Consider the following 24,145-nt stretch of genomic DNA (forward strand, 5'->3'; position numbering starts at 1 on the left):
TTAGATCGATTTCATTCTTTATCATGAAAAGACTTATAAGCAATTGCCCCGCGTCAATGCGTTTCCCATAGATGATTAAAGTAAACTGTGGCTATTTCAATGAAGTAGTTGTGACTGGATGATAAACCTAGCAACGTCTCTCCAGACTTAACTATTAGAAGCATGGAAGAGGAGGTGATCACTCCACTACCGAACATGGAATCTATTTTCTTAATCTTTATAGAAGGTATATCCGGAAAAGGTATGCTTTTAGATATGATTAGCTTGGTGTCTCCTTTTACCGAGTTAGCCTTTATCAATTCTACTACTTGTTCCGCGAGTAACTCAGGATAAGATATTGCTATCAAATATCTTTGGCTGCTCTCAGATAAATATTCTCTCATTGCACTGATTATATCTTTAGATGGCACTATTATTACAGTATAAGGAGACGAAAAGGTGAAAGTTGAAAGTGGCTCTATGAAATCTCTTTCCAACTGTTCTAACTTAGCAGATATCACGCCCTTTATGTTAACCCAGACCTCCTTTACCGGAACCGCCTCATAAAGTGTAGGTCTCCTTGCTATTTTAATGATCCAACCCCTTCCCTCCAGTCTAGCTAAAATAGAGTAAACCTTGGTATAAGACATTTCCAATTTCTCGGAAATGTCCCTAGCTGTTGACTTTCCATTAAGAAGTAGGAACGCGTAAACTTTCAGTTCGGATCTTGATATGCCGAATATAGATGCGAACTTAGAAATTCTACTTATCATCTCGTCGAGGAGCTGGTTACTCATTAATTATTTATTTCACTTCGAGAATTAAAGACTGGTGTAACGTATGGGTGGAGTATCTAAGAAACCTTTAAGCAACGTAGAAAAAAAGATGAAAAAAGAAGCTGCGAAGGAGGAAAAGAAGGTAGAAAAGAAGAGCAGCAAGACCGGAAAGGAAGTTATAAGCAAGACCATCACTTTGGACAATGAAACTAAGAAGAAGGTTATGGATGAATTGAAGAGAGAAAAGATAGTAACTCCATATTCTCTAGCTTCCAAGAGTGAAATGACGATAAGCGTAGCGAAGAAAATGCTTGAGGAGATGGAAAAGCAGGGAATAGTGAAACTTGTATCTAAAAACAGAAGAGTTTCATTATACGTCGCATCCTCATGATTTGCAATTCAGTATCTTAAGACTGATTAGAAAATAAATCATTAAAATGTTGAAAGTTAAACTTTAAGATTTATTCTTTCTAATTAAAAGAGCAGGATTTCCTTCAATTGTCCTTTTTATTCAATGAGACCATTTAATCTTCCTCGTCAGCATCAACGCTCTTCTTACTGTTTTCCATTTTCTGCTTCTTGTAGTTCTTACAAAGCCCTCCTATGACGGAGTCCAACATCGCCATATTTGTTCTCTTTCCTTTATTGTTAATTAACACTTCAGACTCAACGGTGAGTATTGTATCAGATTCCTCAGCTTCTTTATATATCATATTGTCAGGCGTAGTGATGAACGTCGGAGATGATCCCTTTATTTCGCCTTCTTCGTCTTCGATAACCTCCCCATTAATTAGGTACGGAATTCCGTTCTCTATACTCCTCACTATTGCCAAATGTTTTAACATTTCTTGATTGTTAGCCATTGCCTTCATTGTTCCTATTACTGCTTGTGCTCCAAAAATTGAAAGAATTCTGCTAATTTCAGGAGAATAGAGATCGTCCTCTGAAATTATGCCATACCTCTTGTCCAACAGTGTATACACTGGTTCTTTTCCTCCGGATATGCCCAACTTTATGTCCTTATCGGAGATGATCACTTTCCTATATTTTCCTATTATTTCTCCTTGTGGAGAAAGAACCAGACTGGTAAGGAATATCTTAGGTCCTGCTTGTTCCAACAAGGGACCTGCTATAACGTGCATTTCCCCTTCCATTGCGAGGTTTATCAAAATGTCTGTGTTGTTGCCAGGTATCTTCTCGGCCAAGTTCTTCACCATGCTTCTAAGTTTCTTTTCATTGCTATATATCTCAAAGGTATTACCAACTGGAAACAATGAGGGAAGGACAACCAACTTAACGTTTCTGTCCCTTGCCATTTTCATGAGTTTCTTTGCCTTCTCAACGTTATGTTTTCTCGAGAGTTCCTTTAATTTTAAATGAAGAAGAGCTATAAGCACGTTAATCACCGTTATTTTTTTCCTTAACTCTATCAATTAGCTGTATTTCTTTATAAAGCTCATTTAGTAGATCAGTATAATTTATTTCGCCTCTTTCTACTTTATCCATTTTGGATAGTAATTGACGAGTTCTCTCTTCGCCTACAAAATTACCGTAATTTGAATTGAGGTAATCGTTCACTGCTATTCCTAGGTTTGAAGGAATTAGCCTTTTAATTTTTTTACTCTCTATGACGTACCCCCTCCTTAGTAATGTGTTAACAATTGTGGCGTAAGTGCTGGGTCTTCCTATACCCTTGTTTTTCATTTCAGTCACAAGATCTCCCTCGGTATAGAGCGGTTTTTCGGACTTTATAAACTCCCTAGTAATTTTACCTTCTACTGTTTTTCCCATTATGCCCTTCACGTAGACCTCGACTTCATTGTAAATCCTGAAAGGAACGTAAACCTTGTCCCTGAGTTTGGAATCTACTTCCTTATTGTTACTTACTAACACCGAAAAAGGTAAATTAACCTCCGTCGGGTCCAAGGATAAATTAATTCCCTTTGTTTCAGCATTCAAATGTAATTTTACTCTTTTAACTATAATAGGATTCAATTGACTCGAAATGAACCTCTTAAAGATCAGTTCATATATTCTAAAATGTTGCCTCTTAAACTGCTTAGAGGGTTCTATGTCTCCTGATTCTATTGCGGTATACAATTGATCTGAATCCATTGGCTTAGTAGGTCTTATAGCCTCATGTGCTCCTCCTTCCCCCCATCCTCTCGGCTTGAATTCTTCCGGCAATACCCCAAGGAGTTGTTTTAGGTAATTTTCAGCCACAGAGATTCCAACGTTAGATATTCTTGTGCTGTCCGTCCTATGGTAAGTAATTAGACCGCTCTCAAATAAGTCCTGAGCCACAGACATGCTCTCTTGAGCCGATATGCCCAGAAGCTGTGATGAATCGGAAAGGAGGGAATCTGTAGTGTAAGGCGGAAGAGGACCGAAGGTTTCCTCCGAGATCTCTACGTTATTAACGTTAACATTAACGCTGTCCCCTATTTTGATTCCCTTTTCTTTTATTACAGTGAAATTAAATTTATCTAGAGATATTACTAAAATTTTTTTAGCATTCTTTTTGTACTCATTCAAGTAACGATTTACTATCCAATTCAGGACTGGAGTTTGAACTCTTCCCGCACTTAGGTTATAATACGGCTCGTTCTTGTTGCATATTTCCTTCAAATAAGAAGTGGATTTCTTTTCGTTGAGTTTGTTGCAATAACTCTTCCAGAAGAAGTCTCTAAGCACGTATGAAAGTTTGAAGCCTATCCATCTGTCTTCAACTCTCCTGACTATTTGAGACTTGACCAAAGGAATCATGAACTCCCTCGGGTTGTTTATGGCGTTTACTATAGCTCTCCTTGTAACTTCGTGGAACTCGGCCCTCTTTATGTTTCTATTGTAAGGCTTTAACGCAACGTATAAGTCCCAAGCAATTTTTTCACCCTCAGTATCAGGGTCTGTACCTATAAGTACTGAGTCCGCCTCCATGACCAGTTTACGTAAACCGTTTATCACCACCTTTTTATCACTCACAACTCTGCCTCCACATCTTGGGCAAACACCTTCCTTGTCAGTTGTGAATTGATGACCGTTTTCGCATCTCTTTATTGTAGTATAGTACGGAACGAATTCTTGATTTCCTCTGCTACTTTCTTTCACTTCAACTCCGTAAAGACCTCTGTCCTCGGTGGTTAAATCATAAACATGTCCTATGCTTGCAGTTACCATCAATACCTTGTCACCTATTACTGTCTCGAACACTCTTATTCCGTTAGTTTCCCTCACTGTAGGTCTGGAAAAGAATCCCGAGATGGTCTTAGCCTTGTGTGGTGACTCCACTATCAGTAAAGTAGTCTTAATTTTTGAGATGGAGTTTTCCAAATATCCACCAGATCTGGCTACACTTATCTCCTTTCTTTCCCTATCTATATCTGACATGACTTGAGAGAGCGATTTCTCTCCAATTTTTCCTGAATCCAAATCGAATTCGTACCAGTTGTTTTCATCCAATATGAAGGACAATTTCTTTTGCAACATGCTAAAAAGGCGTTGATCGTCTATCATAACCAAGGATAAGCCAGTGGTTAGTTCCGATCCAAAAAGTCTGGACGTTCTTCCGCTAGCCTGAATATATGTAACGTAATCTGGCATCATTATAGATTTTCCCCTCACGACCACGTCTCCTATTTCAGAGATTTTCTCCAAGACTATCTCGTCCTTCAAGTTATCGTACAGCGTCGAATACATATCCTTCAGTACAGTGTCGATAGATTTACCGTCCTTTACATCCCTAGCTATCATAGAGAGTGAAGCTGAGCTAGCTCTTCTTAGCCTCCTTTTAGCTTTATAAAGCATAGAACTGATGGAACTGTCCTTCTTAACTTGAGCTATCAGCGTCAATAGTTTTAGAGCAGTTAAAGGATGTATAGTTTCTCCGATCGAGAACTTAAACTTAGGTATTCCTACAAATATTGCATACTTGATCCTGCATGGTATATCTATTCCCCTTACTAGTACGCCATAATGTGTGGCAACTCCTACCATAACGTCTATATCACCGTTCTTGAATTGATCGATTTTCTTGACGGAAGAAGATGAAAGCGAAACTACTCTTTTCTCGCCATCTAATTCCTTAGCTAGCTGCTCTGCATACTTATTACCCTTATCTATTGGAACGAAAATTAGACCTCCAGTTCCTAACCTAGTTATAATTTCTTTCACTTTTTTAACTATTAGGTTCTCGTTTTCTGGTAAATTTGTGAAGGAATCTATTACTTTCCTTAAATAAATGTTTGAACTTCCTGGCTTGAATCCCATAAGTGAGGAAAGGACTGGATTGCTCCTGTTTACTGTAGCAGATGAGAACACAACAATCTTATCTTTACGCCTTAGCTCAGCGATCTTGGAGAAAGCTGAAGGATCTCTGTATGATATTCTAAGCAATTCCTTAACTCTAGAAATGTCCTCTTCGCTGTAGCCTGCAAGCATGGTTACCGCCATAGCGCTCTTGTTTGACTTTAGTGCGGAGTCAACGTCGTCAACAAAAAGGAATCCGAAGTCCAAGGTAGTTAATGTGTGAAGGTTCATCATGGCGAACCTAGAACTCAGTAGAGCAATGTCAAAGTCCTCCGCTTGAAGACTCTTCATGAACTCAGAACGTTGAGATTGTTTCATAGAAGAATCGTAGACAAGAAGCTTGATGTTAGACGAAGTGTTTACGGCAACCTCCTGTATTTTCTGCTTAACTTGGTTCACAAGCGTTTTTGTAGGGAACATTAACAAGCTACGTTTTTGCTTTTTCGTAGCAAAGTAAACTGAAGATATAATCCCGAAGGTGGTTTTTCCTAATCCTGGAGGAGCTATGATCGAGAAACTCTCTCCCTTAGCTAACCTCACTATCCATGAACGTTGAGGACCTACTGGACCTGCTCTCATTGCTAGCTTGAAGAATTCGGACATGAACTGAGTTTCCTTATATATTGAAAGGATTTCCTTCATGTTCTTTAAATTACCGTCCTTTTCAAGATATTGTAGAAGGGAACCTAGGTCTGCTATATTCCTTTCTTTTGGCATGCACTTGGAACACACTAAACCCTTAACTAGTCTAAGTGCATCTATGTCCCCTCCGCAGTTGGGACAGGACTCTGCATATGTAGAAAAAGGAATATCAGACAAGTATCTCGTGTGTTTTACTGAAAAGACTTATTTAAATGGTTCTGCTATTTACATACATGTCGTCCAACGGTATAAGGTTAAGAGTATCTGAGGCTAGACAGAGAGATGTAGGGAAGAAGATAGGTAGACTTACATTTAACATCATGAATAAGTTGGGCGTAGATTCTGGAGATTATGTGGAGGTTGTCGGTCCTTCAGGTTCCTCCATAGTCCAGGCCATGCCTACCTATGACGTGTCTGACTCCGAGATTAAGATAGACGGTTACGTTAGAAAGGCTATAGGTGTTTCCATAGGAGATGAAGTCACTGTTAAGAAAGCTAGTGTGTCTCCAGCCAATAAGGTAGTACTTGCACCAACTCAGCCAATTAGATTCGATCAATCCTTCGTTAATTATGTAAAAGAGTTGCTTACAGATAAGCCACTTTCGAAGGGCGAAACAATACCAATTCCCATATATACGGGGTCTCTCGATTTAGTTGTAATTAATACAACGCCTTCCAACAGCGTATATGTCACTAGTAACACTGCGATAGAGATAAGGGAAGAACCTGTAAAGGAGCAGGCAAGCTTCCCAAAGGTAACATGGGAGGATATAGGTGACCTAGAAGACGTAAAGTCCAAGATTAGAGAAATAGTTGAATTACCGATGAAGCACCCAGAGGTGTTTCAGCACCTCGGTATAGAGCCACCAAAGGGAGTTCTCTTGTATGGACCTCCAGGCGTTGGAAAGACCCTGCTTGCTAGGGCATTGGCAAATGAGATAGGTGCGTATTTTACTTCAATAAATGGACCAGAGATCATGAGCAAGTTCTACGGCGAAAGCGAGCAAAGACTTAGAGAAATATTCGATGAAGCTGAGAAAAACGCTCCGTCAATAGTGTTCATAGACGAAATAGATGCAATAGCACCCAAGAGGGAGGAATCTACAGGAGAAGTAGAAAAGAGGGTAGTAGCGCAGCTACTCACTTTAATGGACGGTATAAAGGGTAGAGGTAAAATTGTTATAATCGGAGCTACTAACAGACCCGACGCGGTGGATCAAGCCTTAAGAAGGCCTGGCAGATTTGACAGGGAAATCGAAATTAGGCCGCCTGACACTAAAGGAAGGAAGGATATACTTCAGGTTCACACAAGGAATATGCCTCTAGTAGACGAAGGACCAGACAAGGTTGACTTAGATAAGATAGCCGAGTTAACTAACGGCTATACAGGTGCAGATCTGGCAGCTCTTTCTAAGGAAGCTGCGATTGCAGCTTTGAGGAGATTCATGCAGGAAAAGAAGATTAACTTTGACACTCCTCAAATACCTGCAGATGTATTAAAAGAGCTGAAGGTTACCATGAACGACTTTATGGAAGCCATGAAGTCGGTTCAGCCTACACTCCTCAGGGAAGTTTATGTTGAAGTTCCAACAGTTCACTGGTCAGACATAGGAGGTTTAGATAACGTCAAACAGCAGTTGAGAGAAGCTGTGGAGTGGCCAATGAGGTTCCCTCAGCTGTTCGAGAAAACCGGAATAAGACCGCCTAAAGGAGTTCTCTTGTTCGGTCCTCCTGGTACTGGAAAGACCATGCTTGCTAAGGCAGTAGCTACTGAGAGCAACGCAAACTTCATAGCCGTAAGAGGTCCTGAAGTTCTCTCTAAGTGGGTAGGAGAGAGCGAAAAGGCAATAAGAGAAGTATTCAAGAGAGCGAGACAAACTGCACCTTGTGTAGTCTTCTTCGATGAAATAGATGCAATAGCTCCGTCTAGGGAAAGAATACATGGAGACTCTGGAGTAACAGATAGAATAGTGAATCAACTTCTCTCAGAAATGGACGGAATAGAGGCTCTAAACAGAGTAATAGTTATAGGAGCAACTAACAGAGCTACTTTATTGGATCCAGCTTTACTTAGACCTGGAAGATTCGACAGGATAATTTACGTCCCACCACCAGACCTCAAAGCAAGGATTGACATACTTAAGGTACACCTTAAGTCGGTTCCAACGAGCCCAGATCTGAACTTGGAGGAGATAGCGAAGAAGTTAGAAGGATACACCGGAGCTGACATAGAGGCTCTAGTTAGAGAAACGGTAATGCTCAAGCTAAGGAACGTATATTCAGGATGCGTAGAAAAGGCAAACAGCGAATGCAAGGAGGAAGAATGTAAGAATAAGGTAGTGAACGAATGCATGAACAACGTAGACGTGAAAGTTACGACCCAAGATTTGGAGGAAGGAATGAAGATAGTCACACCAAGCTTAACAAAAGCTGACATACAGAGATACGAAACCATGTCAAAGCAGTTGAAACAAAGCGTGATATAAAAATGAGGAAATATAAGATACTTCTAGTCATAGGAGATGGGTTAGGAGATAGACCGGTCACGTCGTTAGGAGGAATGACTCCCCTTCAATATGCCAGAAAACCCAACATAGATAAACTGTTGAAGACTTCCATTGTAGGACTGATGGATCCAATTTCTCCTGGCGTAATTCCAGGGAGCGACACTTCTCATTTGGCAATATTTGGATTAGACCCATACAAGTACTACAGAGGTAGGGGAGCATTTGAAGCATTAGGTGCAGGGGCACAACTAAAACACGGAGATGTAGCCTTCAGGGGCAACTTCGCTACAGTGGATAACAACATGATAGTTAAGGATAGGAGGGCTGGAAGGAAACTGGACGAAGGTCAAGCCTTAGTTGACGAATTAAACCAGAAGATAGGGACAATAGATGACGTCAAGGTGTCCTTCTACAAAGGTACAGAACATAGGGTAGCTGTTGTGCTATCTGGAGATTCATTGAGCGATAAAGTTGGAGATACAGACCCACATGAAGTAGGCAAGAGAGTAAAGGAGAGTGAGCCTATTGATGGTTCCCATGAAGCCAAGAGAACGTCTTCAGTGCTGAACAAACTCACTGAAGCCATGTACAAGGTACTAAATGAATCCGAAATTAACAAGGAAAGAGTAAAGAAAGGAGAGCTTCCAGCTAATATAGTGTTAGTTAGGGGAGCCGCCAGTTACGTTAAGCTACCAAAGTTAAGTGATTATGCGGGTTTAAGGGGCGCCACTGTTGCAGCAACTGCTCTAATTAAAGGTATATGCAAGGAACTTGGAATGAACGTAGTTACTCCACCCGGGGCTACGGGAGGGATAGATACAGATTATGATTCTAAGGCTAATACGGCAATAGACTTCTTAAAATCCGATGATTATGATTTGGTTTTCCTTCACATTAAAGCTACTGATGCAGCGTCCCATGATGGGAAGATTCAAGAAAAAGTTAAGGCGATAGAGAAAATAGACTACGTAATAGGTAAAATATTAGACGCTGTAGGTGACGATATGATAATAGCGTTGACAGGAGATCACTCAACACCAGTTGAGAAGAAGGAGCATGCAGGGGATCCAGTGCCAATCTTCATTCATGTACCTTATCCGATATCTTACGATAGCGTGGAAGACTTCAACGAAATTGACGCGAAGAAGGGTTCACTAAAGATTAGAGGTCTGGATATCTTAAACTTGCTACTTAATTACTCTCAGAGAGCAGAAAAGTACGGAGCCTGATATGTATAACCTAGACAAGATAATGACTGAATAAACGTTTTTCTTCTTATTCTCCTCTCCCTTGTTCTTATTGGTTGTGCATTATTACTCTAGATAGAATAGATTTAGCTCATTTTTGTTATTTTTAATTAAAAATACAGAAAAGCTGAAGAAGGATTAGACTAAAGAGAAAATAAAAACTTGGAAAGTATTATCATAATATACTGTTCGTGATGAGGCTCGAAAGGTCAGATTGATGAAGACCCCGCGCAGGTCTGACACTCTTTTCTCTCAAACTTTGAGAGGATGTCTTTAACTCTCCACTTAATCATTCCATCAACTATGACTACTACAGATCCTGCTCTAGGTTGACCGTAAACCACAGCGTCACCTTCGTTTGCAAACAGTATACATGCTATAGCTAGCATGTCTTCTTCTCCCTTTACAAATAGTCTTCCGCCTTTCCCGTCGATTTTTCTCTTTACAACTTCCATGGAGGATAATCTAAGAATTCCAGCTTCATTTTCTATTACTTCATCTCCCTTTTGTTCATCTTCCATTGACTTGTTTCTCATGGTTTTTCCATCTATTATACTTAAAAATGGTTTTACGTTTCTGTCCTCAAATATTTTAGTTACATAGTCACCTACAGTTATTATTCTTCTTCCTTTAGTTACGTTTACTACACAATCCTTGTCTACTATCAACATTCCATAAGGTCTAGAAAGCTCAACTCTGGCTTGAGGGGTAGGCACTAGACATACGTCTACTTCAGGCTTATTGCATATTTCCAAGGTTTCTGTACACCCATTAGCTTAGCGATATCAGATTCCAAATCGATTATAATCACCATTCCTTCCCATTCATCAGTGAAGTACTGTCCATCACAGACTGGGCATTTTGCAATATCTGGCGTCGTTAAAGCCTTGCAATTCTTACAAGCCTTAAACTCCCTTTTCGCCAATCCTCATCACTTTTCCTTAGTTATCCATTCCACTTTTCCTAAGGCCGGCTGTCTGGCGGTTAATCCGATCTTAGGTAACCTTCCTGCTGACGTAGCTATAGTTGCAATTCTAACCCTCATCAAGTCTCCCTTTTGAACAATTTTCTTTGTCTTTTCAGCATATATTATTCCTCTGTTCTTGTCGAACTTCATTCCCTCATCCGTTATTTGAGATATGTGTAGAAGTCCGTCCATTGGACCTAAATTAACGTAAACTCCGTAAGGATCTACTTGCTGTACCTCTCCCTCGGCCACCTCTTGAAGCATGGGAACGTAGGATAACATTTCGAATTCAACTTCATGATATGTGGCTCCGTCTCCGTAAATTATTTGCCCTTCCTCGCTTACCTTAGCGTTCAATATTGCCAGCACTAAGCCGAACTCTGGAGATAACTTCTCCTGATATTCCTGCTTCAGGTTTTCCAACGCTACTTCCTCTAAGGGCTTTCCAAAGGACTCTGGAGGAATTCTGACTATTCCCCTTGCCTTTATAAGTTTATACATAGCTTACAATGGAACTAAGGATTTTATAATTTTACCCTTTCCCTGAATGTAGAGTACTTTAATGCCACTTCTGAGAGCCTTTTCCTTCAATCTGCTATCGTTGGTCATTAAAATCAATTTCATTTCTTTAGCCGTGTCAAGAAGACACTCGTCGACTCTCTTTCTGCATTCCATATCTATAAGCTTCCAGCTATTGGAGAACTTATCGAGGTACTGTAGAGCAACGTTAACTCTGGCCGCTTTAGCGAAACCCTTTTCTCTCCCTCTTATTGTCATAAGTTCATTTATGACTGCTTTATGTATGTAAAAATCCGGCTTATAATCAAATCTTTCAACAATAGAAAGAAGTGGATCAAAACCCTCATAGATGTAGAGCAAAATGTTAGTATCCAGGACAACTCCTTCCTTTTCTTTGTTTACGATTTCACTATCCCCCATCCTATTAGCCTCCACCTACCTCCGATTTGTTTGCTGATTACCGCTCTTACGTTGTTATCCCATATAGCTACGGGCCTCCTCAGCTCTACCTCTATGGAATTTGCCTTTGAAGCTTTCACTACACCTATGGTAGTAGCGGATCCTATTGAAAGCATTAAGGTCTCTCTAGCCTTGATCGAATCAACCTTAGTCAAATCCTTGGTTCCAACAACTCTCTCCAATAATTGATACTCTATTGTTAGCTTGTCTAGAACGCTTACCTTTGCATCTGCAGGTACGACTATGTTTCCCAGAAGACCATCCGCCTTTGTTAAGGAAGGATCTAAATAAGTCCCCATAGCTACCAGTCCTCCAGGCTTTGCTTCATCAAATTCGTTGTCTCCGAACCTCAATGAGGAGACTTTTGTATATAATGGTTCAAAGTAAGCCTTTCCTTGTTTTTCAAACCTCACTCCTGGGACTATCTTTATCTCTTGTCCTACCTTGAAACTTCCTTGTATGATTGTACCTCCAACCACTCCTCCCTTTAAGTCCAAGTAAGATGTACCAGGTTTGTTTATGTCGAAGCTCCTTATAATTAGCAGAACCGGACTCTTAGACGGATCCCTTTCTGGAGTCTTAATATGTTTCTCCATTGTTTCTATCAACGCATCAACATTAATCTTATGCAGAGCACTTACTGGAACTATTGGCGATCCCTCAGCCCAAGTTCCCTTAATGAATTCCTTGATTGATTTGTATTGTGCTAAGGCCTCTTCCTTCGAAACTACGTCTACCTTATTCTGTACAATCACTACGTTCTTTATTCCTATTATACCCAGAGCCGTAAAGTGCTCCCTAGTCTGAGGTTGAGGGAAAGGCTCATTTGCTGCAACAACCAGAATAGCTCCATCCATCAACGCTGCTCCTGACAACATGGTAGCCATAAGAACTTCGTGTCCAGGAGCGTCTATCAGCGATATTCTTCTCAGAAACTTAGGTTTCTCGTCCGATCCACACTGATTACATGAAGGCTCGGTGACGTATCCTTCCGGCTTTCTACAAGTTTCGCATAATCCTATGCTGGCCTCCGCGTAACCTAACTTTATCGTCATTCCTCGTTTTAGCTCTTCTGAGTGCTTAGAGGTCCAAGTTCCAGTTATTGCTTGGACTAGAGTAGTTTTACCGTGATCTACATGTCCTACAACTCCTATGTTTACTTCGGGTTGTACTGTTGGCCAGGACAAATCATCACCTTAAAATTATTGCATTTACTTGGACTAATTCCTGAACTACCATGTTACCTCGAACGGTCTTTCTACGCCTTTCGCCGTCCTCCTCTGGATGATACCCTGGAGGTCCGCTTATTAGTAACCTTTTCTTAACTCCTCCTCCAACATCAGGTCTCATCGGGAAACCTGAGTTATCAGAACCACCAGTTATCTTCAACTTAAGTGGAACTCCTAATGTTCCCAACTCCACTACGTCACCTATCTTACGCCCAATTAAGGAGGACTTATTCTGATCTATAGTTAACTGGAAAGCCTTAGTTCTGTAGGCTTTGGCTTCAAACTCGGAAGCCCCATACTTTTCGGACGCCTCTTGGCTTATCCATATCTCGTTGTCAGGAACCATCGAATCTACCTCAATTCTGAAGTGTGTCTTTATCTTAGACAGTTTGTCTCCCTCTTGCTTGATTATCTCTAAAGTTACGAACATATCAGCGTTCAATGATTGCTTGATTTTCTCGTTCATTTTTGCAATAGGCAAATTCTTACCTTCTTTTTCTCCGCTCTGAGCTTGAACTTTATCTGATACCTTGACCTTAACGTTCTCTACCTTTGAAGAAGTCGAGCTAGGATCAGAAATGACGAGTTTAAAGTCTGGCAATATACATCCACCTTCATGAGCTTATCTTAATTCAAGTATATAAAATCGTACTCAAAGGAATACAATGATAGCCTTGTTAGGTGTTCTTCTTGTATTACATGGGAGTAAGATCCCCCAATGGAAAGAAATGGCAGTAGGATATGCGTCGATGCTTAGAGAGAACTTTCCTCTAGTCGAATATGGCTTTTTAGAGTTCGATACGCCTGACCTTAGATCTGCATTAGAGTCTCTAGTTGCTAAAGGGGCAGAAGAGGTAGTTGTAGTTCCCTTACTCTTCGCTACGGGTACCCATTTCCTTAAGGATATACCTAGACTTTTAGGAATAGAAGGAGAAAATAATACAGTATTGGGAAAAAAGATAAACGTAAAGATAGCACAGCCTATTGGATTAGATGAAAGAGTAGCGGAGATTCTTAAGGAGAGAGTTGAAGGTGTAATTGAAACCTCTAAACCAAATTGAAATTTTATGTAGTAGCGTGTCTCCCTTATTTTGCGAAGCACAAAAAGTGTAACATTAAAAGAAGAAAAGTGTATAAGTTTAGCCCATATGAGAAAGAGAAAAACTTGTTTCTACTGTTATATTTTTCATGAGGCTTCTGCGGAGGCTATGAGTAACTCTGCCTTGGCAGGATCGTAACGCCAGTCCTTAGGTAGCTTCGCAACGCCTACGTAATAGCTGCTAAGCCTCCTTATTTTAGACTCAACTTCCTCCAGACCTCTCTTAGCCTTCTTATCCTTTGGATACTCGTTAAGATGCCTCCTTACGTTTACAGCCTTCTTTATCAGGTTGAATAGATCCTCCGGAATCTTAGGTGCCACTCCTCTCTCCTCTAATATCTGATTGACCTTCTTTCTTGTTATCTGCTTAACTAACGGTACTCCGTACTGGTCCCTGAGTACAAGTCCAATCATGGAAGGAGGATATCCTTTTTTGGCTAATTCTTCGACTAGAACTTCAACTTCCTCTCTGGTAAACTTAACCCACTTAGGGGATCCTGCTCTTGCGGGTCTAATTGAATGAGATTTACCTCTAGCTCTCCTCTTATTCATCGTCTTCACCTATTGACAATTGGCTTCAACTGGATAGTAGATAATCCTTTCTTTTTAAGTTCTTCCCTTACCATTTTAGTACCCTCCACTACAGAAACTAATTTTTGATATGCAACTCTCCTGGATAGTCTCTTGAGTCCACAGTCTGGATTAACGTATATCTTTTCAGGTTCAAGCACCTGCAACGCTTTCTTTATTCCCTTAGCCACTTCCTCAGGGCTCTCAACTTCACTGGAATGAACGTCGACAACTCCCAAGCCTATTTCCTTAGTATATCCAAACTTCTTCAGAAGGTTCAAGTCCTTGAAATCTCTGTTTTTAAACTCAAGTGCTAACTGATCAACCTTCATTTCTTCTGCAAACGGCATGACCTTAGCATAATCTCCGTAACATATGTGTAAACCTACCTTTACGTCTATTCCCTTAATCGCCTCGTTTATAGCCTGCACAGCCCAAGGTATCTCTTCCTCATGTGTTGGAAGAGCTGGCTCGTCTACTTGAACGAATGGAATTCCCATCTTAACTAGGTTCCTCAATTCTTGATTTATTATCTTAGCTAAGTCAAACACTAGATCTTCCTTGGTTTTGTAATACTCATTGAATGACCAATCAGCTATTGTGTAAGGTCCAGTAATTGTAACCTTTAAGTTGCTAGTATATGAAACTGATTGGGCAAATCTAACCTCGTTCTCCAGCATGGGCTTCTTATATTCAATTTTACTCACTACAGAAGGTTTCCTATAATAAGCATCGCCCCAAACTCTAACGAAGCCGTAGAAGGTAAATCCCTTCAAATTCTCAGCGAAGAATTCTACCATTTCGTCTCTTCTCATTTCACCGTCCGTAGGTATGTCTATCCCAGCTAACTGATGATCCCTCATTACGTCTACGACAGCATCGTTGAATGCTTCTTCTAAGTCCGCTTTGGAAATTTTTCCCATCTTAGCTAACTGAATAGTCTCCTTAAGCCATTTAGGCCTAGGATAGCTTCCAATTACGGTAGTTGGTAGTATTGGAACTTCTGGATAATTCTTAATTGTTATCACCCACCTTGTTTAATAATTTAATCTTTTTAATTGCTATAATTTCAGGTATAAAGTCCATTAAGGAGGAATTACTTAAGATCACTTCCTTTGCACCGTGTTTTGCAAGATTATTTACAACCTTATTAATAGAGCTTACCTTTTCCATCTTGGTATTCCTAGTGTTTAGTACGCCTGCTATTAGTCTAACGCCATTCAAGTGGGGATATATCTTGGCTACCTTAGTTAAGTTTTCTGAAAGGTCTATTCCATGGTAATCAGCCTTTATTGTAAGAAAGTCCGTTATTCTTTCCAAATGATTCATTTCAAAGTATGATATCAGGTGCTTCTCCATTTTAGTTGACGAAATAGGCGAGTATATTTCAGGTAACTTTGTAACTAACTCTCCCTTTATCTTTTTTTCAAATATAGAAGGTTCATGGATTTCTACAGCATCCACAACGCCCTTTAGGTCATCTATAACCTCAGCTACAACGTTAGCGTAATTCTCCATTAGATTCTCTGGACTCTTGTAATGCTTATCCTCGCTCAGCCTGTAGTAAGAAAACGGACCTAAAAACGCGGCCTTCAGTTTAGAGCTGCAACCGGTCTCCTGTTTCACTTGTCTGGAGAAGCTCATAGCTTCCAACAGTTTCTCGTCGTCCTTTGAAATCTTTGATTCAATTATAGGCTTTCTGTAGTAGAAGTTATTGTCATAGAATCTTATGAGTGGACCCTTTGACGCTCCTCTCAGGAAGCTGAAGGTGACGTCAACAACGTCATCCCATCTGAGAAGTCCATCGGTTGTATATTCAGCATTAATTTCCTTAGCTAAAGAAAATACCTTTGAAGTCCATGTCTTCAGTTCCTTTTCGTATCTCTCTTTGTCAACCTTACCCAAGAGATATTTACTTTGAATTTTAGCCAATTTTGGATTTTTTGGGTAGCTCCCGATTATCGATCTAGCGATACGCATTAGCTTACTTTAGGGGCAAGCAAATAAGTAACTTTCCCCCCTTCTTGGCTCTCGAAGTCTACCTTGACTGGTTTCTTTTCATCGAAACTTAAGGTAGTACTCCCAGAAATCTTGGTTAAGCTCATTATATAACCCAAGTAATCGGAGGAATACGAGCTTTCTGCGTTAGATTTGACTTCAAGTTCCTGAAGCCCTTCCGATTCATCGAAAACTACCTCAACTTGAGCTTCCTTGTTTTCCTTTGGTGTGCTCATGATTAGGGACTTTTCGTTCGCTGAAATCACAATAGTATCGGAAACGCTAGATATCTGATCGACGGCGGATTTAAATCCCTTGGAAGATAGCCTAGCCTTCACAGACAATTCCATGTTTACCTTAGGTATTGTAGGTTGAGTAATTGACAAGTTTCTGATATCGTATTCCCTTGGAGTCTCGCCATATATTAAAACTTTCACGTTTTCAGAAGATTCTGAGCTAATTTCTAACTCATCACTGCCAGAAATTCCCTTGAATAGTTTCAACAAGTAAAGTGTGTTGAAACCGAAGCTGAATTCCTCGTCTACCTCATATTCCTTAAATGCTTCCTTCGGAATCTCTATTGTGGCAAGAGATATATGTGCCTTATCTATTGCTATTAAGCTCATTCCGTTACTATCGAACTTAAACACCGCCTCATCAACCATGTGGCTGAGCACGTCCAAAATGGCTCTAAAGTTTGAGGCTTTTGCGTAAAGCACCTTAAACATGATAATCTCTATATACTAATCTAGATCTACAATTTTAAGGTTGAAAGATGTTTTCTAGGTTTCTTATATCCTCTGACAGGAGCGGATCAGGGAAAACTCTGATTACGTCTGGAATATTGAGGGCATTATCGAGGAAGTTTAAGGTTAGACCTTTCAAGGCCGGACCGGACTTCATAGACCCGGGATATCTGACTAAGGCTTCCAAAACTCCAGCAATAAATTTGGATTTATGGATGATGGGTGAAAATGGAGTTCTCAAATCTTTGTCTAAGTACTCTATGGGTTACGACGTCGCCGTGATAGAAGGAGTAATGGGTTTATACGATGGAGTTCATACGAGCTTCAGTTCAGCTCAGCTATCTAAAGTTACAAGTACTCCAGTAATATTGGTCATGAATTGCAGCAATACAAGCTCCACAATAGGAGCCATAGTGAAGGGTTTAAAGGAATATGAAAACGTGGATGTAAGAGGAGTTATCTTTAACAAGGTTGGTTCAGACACTCACTACGGTTACTGCAAGGAGTCCATACCTGATGGAGTGGAGGTATTAGGAAGAATACCCTTTAACAAAGAGCTGGAGGTTAACAGCAGACACTTGGGTTTGCTTACAGTAGAGGACAACCACAAAGTGGAGCAGATTATAGAGAAAATATCTAAAGTAGTTGAAAACAACGTGGATTTAGACAAGCTTTTGGAGATAACTAGGACTTCCACTATAGATTTCAATTATGATGAGATTGATCTAGAGACAAAAAAGAAGATCATGGCGATAGCATTCGACGAGGGATTTTCCTTCTATTATAAAGAAAACTTAGATCTACTTAAGGGCAGCTATAACCTTGTTTTCTTCAGCCCTCTTGAGAACGAGGAAGTAACTAATGCAGACGCAATATATCTTGGAGGGGGTTACCCGGAGTTACACCTTGAAGTCCTTGAGTCTAACTCCGTGACGAAGAAATGGCTTAAACGCTCCTCAGATAGGGATATACCAATATTAGCTGAGTGTGGCGGCTTAATGTATCTCTCAGAAAATTTAATAGGAGAGAGAAAATATTCTATGGTAGGAATATATGATATAGATATAAAGGTAAAGGATAAGCTGACTATAGGATACACTACTCTTAAGGCCACAAGAAGTGTAGGTAAAATTAAGGAAGGAGAAATCATGAATGGACACGAATTTCACGTTTCTTCACCCGTTCGTGTTAATGAGAAAGAATTCGTCTTCACGAATGTCATAGGGAAGGGAATATTAAATGGAAAAGATGGAGCATTAGTCAAGAACAGTTTAGGAACCTATTCCCACTTTCACTTTCTCAATTCTGGGAAGAAGAAGACTGTTGTCTTTTGATCTCTATCTTTTTAACTCTCTCTATAGCGTCCAACAATCTATCTATGTCTTTTGTATAAAGCCTTATGTCATAGGGTAACTTGATGGTGTTTGACTTTATCTCTACGTAACGTTTCTCCCTGTTCTCAGTAACCTCAGAGTTGGGCAAGTGTCTGGCGTGTAGGAAGACTCCAGTGGCATCATTAGATATTATACCTCTCTCAGTGACTCTGTACTTTGTAGGTGCCATTGTTTGTGACGTTGCACCTTTCATTACCTTTCTAGACAAGAAGATGTTGATGAGGGTAATTGCATCTAATGTAACGAAGAAAACCAGGAATAGTTCAAGGTGGTTTGCAGCGAACATTTTCCTATATATTCCAAGAACATCGTCGTATATAACTAGAATTATTGCTAGGTATACAACGAAATAAAGCATAAAGTATCCGTTCCTCTTTAGGCTTTCCTTGTATTTCTTAATATATTCCTCGTCCTTTTCCATAATTTCCTTAGCATCCTTTTCCTCGAATATCGTTCTAGATTTCATAATTTCCCCCATGTATTTACGTTCCTTTAGTAGAGGATTGCTTCTGAATGATATGAAGAAAGTTATCGACATTACCACAACAAGATAGATTACATACCCGTAAATGTAGTACTGAGGTGGGAATACGCTGAGCAAAGCAGAGATGAATAGGATGGAAAATTGAGATAACAGAATGTATCTCCAGTTGCTGTATGGGTTACCGTAACCTAATGACATCAGTATAAACTATAACCTGAGCCATTAAATATACTTTGTGAAAATCGTCTTATACTTAGTACTGACGTTGATGTTTTCTGTTTCATTGCTTGTAGATGACACACTTGCATTGCAATGTAATCAACTAAACGTGGCCAATTACAATGTTAGCGCCTGCTTCACTGATAATTCAAGGAATCCAATTTCGTTTAATTCATCTGTATCGGTAAATGGAATAAGACTAACCTTCAATTCTACAATAACGAGAATAAACGACAACTTGACTTCGGGCATATCGGTTAACGGAAGCTTGTTGCTCATAGAGTTTTACGCAATACCACCTCAGGGAGAAACCCTTTTGATTCACGTATTTTTCAAGAACGGAAACGGCACCGTGTTGATCAGAACTTATCCTCCTAAAGCTAACGTTACATCATTTCTTCAAAAACTATACAACACTACTACAGCTTCATCTCATCAAGGTTCAAGGTTTAACCCAGAATATTTAGTATTGTTATTCATAATTCCTTTAATTGTTTATGTTTTATTAACTTATGTTAATAAGCGTAAGTAAACACTCTTTTATATTTTTACGTATGGACTATTTTGATGGACAAAGAATATTTAGCAAAACGTCTCTTGTCTGGACTTCCCATAATGGTATATGATTTCGACGGAAGGGAGGAGGAAATAGACATGGTTTTTTATGGGGGCAGCGTTTCGTGGAAGAGCATTTATACCTTGAGGAAGGATGCTGGAGGACTCATTTGCTACGTCACAGGAAAAGAAGAAGGACAAAAGCTTGGATTGAACCTCATAACGGACGAACTGAGGAATTATCAGAAGTATTCTAGACTAGTGAAGAGACCAGTTTACGGTGATGAGCCTGCCTTCGCCATGTGGGTAAACCATATGAGCACCAGAACGGGAATATCAGACGAGGACAGAGCTAAGACCATACTCGAATTACATAAAACAATAGAGATGCTACAGATAGACGAGAAGGAAGCTAAGGAAAAGTTCTTCAATGAATTCATGGCTCCCGGTCATGTCCCAGTTCTTTTATCCAGGGGATTAAACAAGCGTAGAGGACACACTGAACTTACGTCCTCCTTAATGGAATTTCTAGGGTTAAAGAAAAGCGTTGTAATAGCAGAAATGCTAGATGAAAGATACAGCATGAAGCGGCAGAAAGCCGAAATTTACGCTAAGAACAACGACATTCCTCTGATTACTGGGAAGGATATATTGGAGGTGCTAAAGGTTGCGTAAATACGGAGTTGTAGATACGACTTTTTCCAGAGTAAACATGGGAGATATAGCTGAGAGAACTATAAAGAAGGAAGACAATGACTGTGAAATAAAAAGGTATACCGTTCCTGGGATAAAAGACCTACCAGTTGCAGCTAAGAAGCTGATAGACTGGGGAAGCGATGGGGTTATTACTCTAGGATGGGTAGGAAGGACGCAATTGGATAAGTATAGTTACCTCTCTACAAGCATAGGACTAATCATGGTTCAGATTCTCACTTCCAAGCACGTTATAGACGTCACAGTTCATGAGGATGAAGCTGAGCATCCAGATGACTTGGTGAGGATAGCAGAGGACAGAGCAACTAAGCATGCAATCAACTTAGTAAGGTTAGTTAGGGACGGGGAAAGCTCATTAAGGGGATATGCTGGTAAGGGATTGAGACAGGGGTATAGAAATGCAGGAGAACTCAGTTAAGTTAGGAATAGTAGTAGCTGACTTTAACTACGACATAACATACTTAATGCTACAGAAGGCCATATCCCACGCTAAGTTCCTTGGTGCACAAGTGAAGATAGTATTCAAGGTCCCTGGCAGTTACGATATGCCATTGGCAGTTAAGAAGCTATTAGAGAGGGACGTCGATGCCGTGGTAACCCTTGGAGCAGTAATCAGGGGAGAGACTAAACATGACGAAGTAATAGGAGCCCAAATAGCTAGGTTAATTGCTGATCTTTCTCTGCAATACGGCAAGCCCGTTACGTTAGGGGTCATAGGACCAGGGGCTACCCATGAACAAGCAGTGGAAAGGATCGAGGAGTATGCAAATAGGGCAGTGGAATCTGCAGTAAAGCTTGCATTAAGGTACAAAAAATTGGAGACTATGAAGGAATCCCAGGAGACGGTGTTAATTGAGTGAAAGTATTTGCAATACGTTTACACCATTACAGAGAGTGGACCGAGACTTTAGGTTATGATAGGGAGTGGAAAATTCAGAAAACACAAGCTAAACTGTCATTTTTTGTTAATCTTCTTTCTTCTAGAATATGGGCTTTCCCGCTAGTTACTAGGTTCGATAACTTAATTATAATATCCGACGGCGTTAGTAACAAGGGATTATCTTTCCTCTTTAACAAACTGAAGAAGTACTCTCCAGTTCCATTAAAGGGTTGTCTTTCCTTTGGAGATACATTGAGGGAAGCTGAGGAAAATGCGTCACGCTGCGTTAATGAACTTTCCCCTCAAGAAATATGGCTTGAAGATTATCCAGACTCTAAAGTCGTTGCAGTCCATGCTGACGTTGATTCCTTCACGGAATTTACGGAGTCCACGTCAATATACACCTCATTCAAGAGAAGCATGGATGTTATGATAGAGTTACAAAGGAGGGTATACTCAATGGGAGGTCTGTTACAATACCTAGGAGGTGACAACTTTATGATGTTTTTAGGAGAAAATCAGATCAAGAACTTGTTGAGTGAAATACCAGAAGGATTGAAAATGGGCATAGGAATCTGTAACAATCCTCGTTGTGCGGTAGCTAGGTCTACCGAAGCTTTAACTAGGATTAGGGAAAGCAGGGATTCCAGATGGAAATTAGTAGACGTTTAACCCTCAACGTTGACTTTTCATTAGTAGGTACCGAGCTAGATTGGAGAGAGCAACTTAACATTGAAGTAGAGGAAGGCATAATCACTCACGTTGGAAACGGTTATGTAGGTAATGCTAAGCATTTGAGGGGACTTCTTATGCCCTCCCTTGTTAATTCTCACGTTCATTCAGGGGATTTCCTCATTTTGGAAGACGGGTATAATCTCAATATAAGGGAAGCCGTGGGAGATCCAGAAAGCTTCAAATATAGTGTCATAAACTCCACTCAATACGACTTAAAGAAGTCAATAGAGATGTTCCTTTCTTTGTCCTACGATATAGGAGTTAAAACCGTAGTAGACTTCAGGGAGCAGGGAATTAAGGGAAGCATGAATGCTAAGGAAGTAAAAGAGAAAAGTTCCAAACTTAACTACATAATTCTTGGCAGGCTAGAGGAGGACGAGTTCTCAGACGTGTCGTTGAAGAAACTGAAGGACATTGCTGACGGATACGGTCTTCCTAGTCCTTCGGTAAAGTACAATTACTCGTCAATTAGGAATTACTTCCAGTTGAGAGCTTCTCATTTCGCCGAGACTTTATCACATTGGTTAAAATACAATTTAGAGGAATTCTTGAACTTATATTCACCTTCATTTATAGTTCATGGATCTTGGCTTGGAGATGACGAACTGAGGGTATTAGCCGAGAGCAAAATTCCATTGGTGATATGCCCAAGAAGCAACATGTGGTTCTCGGTTGGGATCCCAAAGGTTGATTCTATCATAGAATCCGAAGTAGATCTCTTCTTGGGTAGCGATAATGCAGCTTGGATTAGCCCAAATCTATGGAGGGACTTAGAGCTAGCCTTGCTAATATCTAGAATTAGGAAGCCTGGTTCGGATTACTCAAGGGAAATTTTGATGGGAGCAACTACCAAACCTTCAGACTTCTTTGGAATAAAGAATACCGTAAAGGAAGGTACTCCTTTATGGATGCTAAATTTAATTGACGTAGAAAACTCGGCTATAAAAAGAGCAAAAAATAAATATATTGCAATTTTAAAAAGAGGAGGAGATTATATTGTTAAACTACAGGAGCTATCCAAACCGTGAATTGTCCTCCTGCGTCAGCTTCGCTTCTTAATTTCATAGGTATGTTAGAGCCTATGTTAACTTCAACATCTGAGAATTGGGATACTACGTCTATTCCTTCCTTTATTAACTCTATCCTAAACTTGGATTCAGCAATATCATTCACTTCTAGGTATTTGAGGGGCTTGTCCTTCCTAAGGATTGCAGTGTATTCCTTCCCCTCCTCAGAAGTATAAAACATCACTTCCTCTCCTTCTCCTTTTACCGTTACTTCCTCGCCTATGACTGACGAATCTCCTGCAATTCTTTCTACGACTTTAGATTCAAGAGAGAACTTGACAGTATGTTCCACTTTCGGCTCGGCTCCAAGATTGACGTCCCCTTTATTGGAGGCTAAATAGATGTTGCTCTTAGTACCTACTTTTTGATCCCTTACAGTTATTCTTATTCCAGAATCCGTTTCAGCTACCTCTACCGTAGCTGTCTTACTTTTAGCTTTGAGGAGAACTTTCTTCAAGGAGCTTAGGTTTAACTCAACAGATAGTGGTTTTTCTACTTCAAATAATGAGAAATACGTTTTAGGAATATCTAGTATTATCATCATTGATTTAGTATCTGGTTCTACATATCTGCCATTTACTCCTTCTTCAGTTATGTTCAACACAAAGTTGTCAGTTACCTTTGATAGCGCAGAGACAAAACTGCTGAAATCCTTTGCGCTGGGATAAACGAAGGAGAATGTCACCCCTCTTCTACCTCATGGTCTTCCTTAGGTTCGACTTCTTTAGCTTCCTCCTCGCTTTCCTCATTCTTGGCCTTTTTGGTAGCTCTCTTCCTAGTTGCCTTCTTTCTTGATGCTTGTTTCTTAGCTTTCTTTCTATCCTCTATTCCGTCGAAAACCCTACCGTTCACTTCAAACTCTCTCCTAGCCTCGTCTATGTTTATTTTCCCCTGTAACAGCTTATCCCATATTTCAGTATTTCTCATGAGAATTTCAATATCTTGAATTGAAAGAAATGGAAGATCATCGTCCTCACGTTCTATTTCGTGTTCAGTTTCATCGTCCTCATGCATGTCCCTTTTTTCGTCAACCTCTCCCTCTGACATAATAATC

General features: G+C 40.1%; 27 protein-coding genes. 11 read left to right on the plus strand and 16 right to left on the minus strand.

Going from position 1 to position 24,145, the window contains the following annotated elements; all coding sequences use genetic code 11:
- Positions 1-53 precede the first annotated feature (53 nt).
- Positions 54-776 (minus strand): TrmB family transcriptional regulator, encoded by a 723-nt coding sequence (locus RQ359_RS02105; RefSeq protein WP_054838110.1) that lies wholly within the window; start codon positions 774-776, stop codon positions 54-56.
- A gap of 43 nt (positions 777-819) precedes the next feature.
- On the opposite strand from RQ359_RS02105, the gene RQ359_RS02110 reads away from it, so the two are divergent.
- Positions 820-1,146, plus strand: coding sequence for a 30S ribosomal protein S25e (locus RQ359_RS02110; protein ID WP_054838109.1), 327 nt, complete (start codon positions 820-822; stop codon positions 1,144-1,146).
- Positions 1,147-1,279: 133 nt separating this feature from the next.
- On the opposite strand, the gene RQ359_RS02115 is transcribed toward RQ359_RS02110, so the two are convergent.
- Both RQ359_RS02115 and rgy read right to left on the minus strand, forming a co-directional pair.
- The gene (locus RQ359_RS02115; RefSeq protein ID WP_338116942.1) at positions 1,280-2,152 is read right to left on the minus strand and encodes a carbon-nitrogen hydrolase family protein; all 873 of its coding nucleotides are present in this window, start codon (positions 2,150-2,152) and stop codon (positions 1,280-1,282) included.
- 1 nt (position 2,153) lies between these two features.
- A complete protein-coding gene (rgy, locus tag RQ359_RS02120; RefSeq protein ID WP_156016187.1) occupies positions 2,154-5,879 on the minus strand; it encodes a reverse gyrase in 3,726 nt (1,241 codons plus the stop codon).
- 56 nt (positions 5,880-5,935) lie between these two features.
- On the opposite strand from rgy, the gene RQ359_RS02125 reads away from it, so the two are divergent.
- Together RQ359_RS02125 and RQ359_RS02130 are read left to right on the plus strand one after the other, a co-directional pair.
- Positions 5,936-8,188: a CDC48 family AAA ATPase gene (locus RQ359_RS02125; RefSeq protein ID WP_240899953.1), complete on the plus strand. Its 2,253-nt coding sequence runs from the start codon at positions 5,936-5,938 to the stop codon at positions 8,186-8,188.
- Positions 8,189-8,190: 2 nt separating this feature from the next.
- On the plus strand, positions 8,191-9,438 hold the full coding sequence (locus RQ359_RS02130) for a 2,3-bisphosphoglycerate-independent phosphoglycerate mutase (RefSeq protein ID WP_054838106.1): 1,248 nt from the start codon (positions 8,191-8,193) through the stop codon (positions 9,436-9,438).
- A 227-nt stretch (positions 9,439-9,665) separates the two neighbouring features.
- Here the strand turns inward: RQ359_RS02130 and RQ359_RS02135 are convergent, their stop codons facing one another.
- From RQ359_RS02135 to RQ359_RS02160, 6 genes are read right to left on the minus strand one after another with little or no spacing between them, the layout of a single operon-like run.
- Positions 9,666-10,211, minus strand: a complete 546-nt coding sequence (locus RQ359_RS02135) for a GTP-dependent dephospho-CoA kinase family protein (RefSeq protein WP_156016185.1) — start codon at positions 10,209-10,211, stop codon at positions 9,666-9,668.
- Positions 10,184-10,381, minus strand: coding sequence for a transcription elongation factor subunit Spt4 (gene spt4, locus RQ359_RS02140; protein ID WP_054838104.1), 198 nt, complete (start codon positions 10,379-10,381; stop codon positions 10,184-10,186). Before spt4 ends, RQ359_RS02135 begins: the two co-directional genes overlap by 28 nt.
- Positions 10,382-10,387: 6 nt before the next feature.
- Positions 10,388-10,924: a DNA-directed RNA polymerase gene (locus RQ359_RS02145; RefSeq protein ID WP_054838103.1), complete on the minus strand. Its 537-nt coding sequence runs from the start codon at positions 10,922-10,924 to the stop codon at positions 10,388-10,390.
- A gap of 3 nt (positions 10,925-10,927) precedes the next feature.
- Positions 10,928-11,362 carry a type II toxin-antitoxin system VapC family toxin gene (locus tag RQ359_RS02150; protein WP_054838102.1) on the minus strand — a complete coding sequence of 145 codons (435 nt, stop codon included), beginning with the start codon at positions 11,360-11,362 and terminating at the stop codon, positions 10,928-10,930.
- Positions 11,341-12,588, minus strand: a complete 1,248-nt coding sequence (locus RQ359_RS02155; RefSeq protein WP_054838101.1) for a translation initiation factor IF-2 subunit gamma — start codon at positions 12,586-12,588, stop codon at positions 11,341-11,343. Before RQ359_RS02155 ends, RQ359_RS02150 begins: the two co-directional genes overlap by 22 nt.
- 4 nt (positions 12,589-12,592) lie before the next feature.
- A complete protein-coding gene (locus RQ359_RS02160; protein WP_054838100.1) occupies positions 12,593-13,231 on the minus strand; it encodes a 30S ribosomal protein S6e in 639 nt (212 codons plus the stop codon).
- A 73-nt stretch (positions 13,232-13,304) separates the two neighbouring features.
- Between RQ359_RS02160 and RQ359_RS02165 the strand changes: the two genes are divergently transcribed.
- A complete protein-coding gene (locus RQ359_RS02165; RefSeq protein ID WP_054838178.1) occupies positions 13,305-13,691 on the plus strand; it encodes a CbiX/SirB N-terminal domain-containing protein in 387 nt (128 codons plus the stop codon).
- Between the two features lie 125 nt (positions 13,692-13,816).
- Here the strand turns inward: RQ359_RS02165 and RQ359_RS02170 are convergent, their stop codons facing one another.
- The 4 genes from RQ359_RS02170 to pcn are packed head-to-tail and all read right to left on the minus strand — an operon-like array spanning position 13,817 to position 17,025.
- Positions 13,817-14,281: a 30S ribosomal protein S15 gene (locus RQ359_RS02170; protein WP_156016184.1), complete on the minus strand. Its 465-nt coding sequence runs from the start codon at positions 14,279-14,281 to the stop codon at positions 13,817-13,819.
- 5 nt (positions 14,282-14,286) lie between these two features.
- Positions 14,287-15,318 carry a methionine synthase gene (locus RQ359_RS02175; RefSeq protein ID WP_338117015.1) on the minus strand — a complete coding sequence of 344 codons (1,032 nt, stop codon included), beginning with the start codon at positions 15,316-15,318 and terminating at the stop codon, positions 14,287-14,289.
- Positions 15,314-16,279 carry a uroporphyrinogen decarboxylase/cobalamine-independent methonine synthase family protein gene (locus RQ359_RS02180; RefSeq protein ID WP_156016183.1) on the minus strand — a complete coding sequence of 322 codons (966 nt, stop codon included), beginning with the start codon at positions 16,277-16,279 and terminating at the stop codon, positions 15,314-15,316. The genes RQ359_RS02175 and RQ359_RS02180 overlap by 5 nt, the downstream gene beginning before the upstream one ends.
- Positions 16,279-17,025 (minus strand): proliferating cell nuclear antigen (pcna), encoded by a 747-nt coding sequence (pcn, locus tag RQ359_RS02185; RefSeq protein WP_054838096.1) that lies wholly within the window; start codon positions 17,023-17,025, stop codon positions 16,279-16,281. The genes RQ359_RS02180 and pcn overlap by 1 nt, the downstream gene beginning before the upstream one ends.
- A gap of 47 nt (positions 17,026-17,072) precedes the next feature.
- Here pcn and RQ359_RS02190 point away from each other — a divergent pair, with 47 nt between their 5' ends.
- Positions 17,073-18,377 (plus strand): cobyrinate a,c-diamide synthase, encoded by a 1,305-nt coding sequence (locus tag RQ359_RS02190; RefSeq protein WP_156016182.1) that lies wholly within the window; start codon positions 17,073-17,075, stop codon positions 18,375-18,377.
- On the opposite strand, the gene RQ359_RS02195 is transcribed toward RQ359_RS02190, so the two are convergent.
- A complete protein-coding gene (locus tag RQ359_RS02195) occupies positions 18,343-19,119 on the minus strand; it encodes a DUF2208 domain-containing protein (RefSeq protein WP_156016181.1) in 777 nt (258 codons plus the stop codon). The two genes, RQ359_RS02190 and RQ359_RS02195, sit on opposite strands and share 35 nt — an antisense overlap.
- 37 nt (positions 19,120-19,156) lie before the next feature.
- Between RQ359_RS02195 and RQ359_RS02200 the strand changes: the two genes are divergently transcribed.
- Genes RQ359_RS02200 through RQ359_RS02225 form a run of 6 tightly spaced genes read left to right on the plus strand, consistent with a single transcriptional unit; the run spans position 19,157 to position 23,052 of the window.
- Positions 19,157-19,672, plus strand: a complete 516-nt coding sequence (locus RQ359_RS02200; protein WP_156016180.1) for a hypothetical protein — start codon at positions 19,157-19,159, stop codon at positions 19,670-19,672.
- Between the two features lie 35 nt (positions 19,673-19,707).
- Entirely contained in the window at positions 19,708-20,370 is a 663-nt protein-coding gene (locus RQ359_RS02205) for a 3,4-dihydroxy-2-butanone-4-phosphate synthase (protein ID WP_156016179.1), read from the plus strand.
- Positions 20,363-20,827 carry a riboflavin synthase gene (gene ribC, locus RQ359_RS02210; RefSeq protein WP_156016178.1) on the plus strand — a complete coding sequence of 155 codons (465 nt, stop codon included), beginning with the start codon at positions 20,363-20,365 and terminating at the stop codon, positions 20,825-20,827. The genes RQ359_RS02205 and ribC overlap by 8 nt, the downstream gene beginning before the upstream one ends.
- Entirely contained in the window at positions 20,808-21,269 is a 462-nt protein-coding gene (ribH, locus tag RQ359_RS02215) for a 6,7-dimethyl-8-ribityllumazine synthase (RefSeq protein WP_156016177.1), read from the plus strand. The genes ribC and ribH overlap by 20 nt, the downstream gene beginning before the upstream one ends.
- The gene (locus RQ359_RS02220; RefSeq protein WP_156016176.1) at positions 21,266-21,961 is read left to right on the plus strand and encodes a GTP cyclohydrolase IIa; all 696 of its coding nucleotides are present in this window, start codon (positions 21,266-21,268) and stop codon (positions 21,959-21,961) included. The genes ribH and RQ359_RS02220 overlap by 4 nt, the downstream gene beginning before the upstream one ends.
- Positions 21,940-23,052 carry an amidohydrolase family protein gene (locus tag RQ359_RS02225; RefSeq protein ID WP_054838092.1) on the plus strand — a complete coding sequence of 371 codons (1,113 nt, stop codon included), beginning with the start codon at positions 21,940-21,942 and terminating at the stop codon, positions 23,050-23,052. The genes RQ359_RS02220 and RQ359_RS02225 overlap by 22 nt, the downstream gene beginning before the upstream one ends.
- Here RQ359_RS02225 and RQ359_RS02230 read toward each other — a convergent pair.
- Positions 23,024-23,776 carry a beta clamp domain-containing protein gene (locus RQ359_RS02230; RefSeq protein WP_054838091.1) on the minus strand — a complete coding sequence of 251 codons (753 nt, stop codon included), beginning with the start codon at positions 23,774-23,776 and terminating at the stop codon, positions 23,024-23,026. The genes RQ359_RS02225 and RQ359_RS02230 overlap by 29 nt on opposite strands.
- Positions 23,773-24,138, minus strand: a complete 366-nt coding sequence (locus RQ359_RS02235; protein ID WP_156016175.1) for an RNA polymerase subunit Rpo13 — start codon at positions 24,136-24,138, stop codon at positions 23,773-23,775. Before RQ359_RS02235 ends, RQ359_RS02230 begins: the two co-directional genes overlap by 4 nt.
- Positions 24,139-24,145 lie beyond the last annotated feature (7 nt).

It is taken from the genome of Sulfuracidifex metallicus DSM 6482 = JCM 9184, from assembly GCA_032834875.1.
Taxonomy (GTDB): domain Archaea; phylum Thermoproteota; class Thermoprotei_A; order Sulfolobales; family Sulfolobaceae; genus Sulfuracidifex; species Sulfuracidifex metallicus.

Bases quoted from the DNA above. Each gene is read 5' to 3' on its own strand.
- RQ359_RS02105 (WP_054838110.1), bottom strand. From the start codon at position 776: ATGAGTAACCAGCTCCTCGACGAGATGATAAGTAGAATTTCTAAGTTC.
- RQ359_RS02110 (WP_054838109.1), top strand. From the start codon at position 820: ATGGGTGGAGTATCTAAGAAACCTTTAAGCAACGTAGAAAAAAAGATG.
- RQ359_RS02125 (WP_240899953.1), top strand. From the start codon at position 5,936: ATGTCGTCCAACGGTATAAGGTTAAGAGTATCTGAGGCTAGACAGAGA.
- RQ359_RS02130 (WP_054838106.1), top strand. From the start codon at position 8,191: ATGAGGAAATATAAGATACTTCTAGTCATAGGAGATGGGTTAGGAGAT.
- RQ359_RS02145 (WP_054838103.1), bottom strand. From the start codon at position 10,924: ATGTATAAACTTATAAAGGCAAGGGGAATAGTCAGAATTCCTCCAGAG.
- RQ359_RS02150 (WP_054838102.1), bottom strand. From the start codon at position 11,362: ATGGGGGATAGTGAAATCGTAAACAAAGAAAAGGAAGGAGTTGTCCTG.
- RQ359_RS02170 (WP_156016184.1), bottom strand. From the start codon at position 14,281: ATGAATAAGAGGAGAGCTAGAGGTAAATCTCATTCAATTAGACCCGCA.
- RQ359_RS02180 (WP_156016183.1), bottom strand. From the start codon at position 16,279: ATGCGTATCGCTAGATCGATAATCGGGAGCTACCCAAAAAATCCAAAA.
- pcn (WP_054838096.1), bottom strand. From the start codon at position 17,025: ATGTTTAAGGTGCTTTACGCAAAAGCCTCAAACTTTAGAGCCATTTTG.
- RQ359_RS02190 (WP_156016182.1), top strand. From the start codon at position 17,073: ATGTTTTCTAGGTTTCTTATATCCTCTGACAGGAGCGGATCAGGGAAA.
- RQ359_RS02195 (WP_156016181.1), bottom strand. From the start codon at position 19,119: ATGTCATTAGGTTACGGTAACCCATACAGCAACTGGAGATACATTCTG.
- RQ359_RS02205 (WP_156016179.1), top strand. From the start codon at position 19,708: ATGGACAAAGAATATTTAGCAAAACGTCTCTTGTCTGGACTTCCCATA.
- ribH (WP_156016177.1), top strand. From the start codon at position 20,808: ATGCAGGAGAACTCAGTTAAGTTAGGAATAGTAGTAGCTGACTTTAAC.
- RQ359_RS02225 (WP_054838092.1), top strand. From the start codon at position 21,940: ATGGAAATTAGTAGACGTTTAACCCTCAACGTTGACTTTTCATTAGTA.
- RQ359_RS02235 (WP_156016175.1), bottom strand. From the start codon at position 24,138: ATGTCAGAGGGAGAGGTTGACGAAAAAAGGGACATGCATGAGGACGAT.